Consider the following 260-nt stretch of genomic DNA (forward strand, 5'->3'; position numbering starts at 1 on the left):
CTGTAAAGCTAGCAATGGCTTTATCTCCCAGTGCTTGGGCGCTATTGGCGAGTAACTCTATACTTTGTAAAATATTATAAGCAATTACCGGCAGCATTACATTTAGCTCAAAATTACCTGCTTGGCCGGCAACGGTAATTGTAGCGTCGTTACCAATTACTTGGGCGCTCACCATAGCTGCTGCTTCGGGGATCACAGGGTTTACTTTGCCGGGCATAATAGATGATCCGGGTTGCAGTGCTTCAAGCTCTATTTCACCT

The 260-nt window shown here is 45.8% G+C and carries 1 protein-coding gene; it reads right to left on the reverse strand.

Features of this window, described 5'->3' with window-relative positions; genetic code table 11:
- On the reverse strand, nt 1-260 hold a 260-nt coding region (locus AAEY57_RS20350), incomplete at both ends, for a lyase family protein (protein WP_350608704.1).

The sequence above is a fragment of the Pseudoalteromonas sp. MER144-MNA-CIBAN-0113 genome, from assembly GCF_040308965.1.
GTDB classification, from domain to species: domain Bacteria; phylum Pseudomonadota; class Gammaproteobacteria; order Enterobacterales; family Alteromonadaceae; genus Pseudoalteromonas; species Pseudoalteromonas tetraodonis.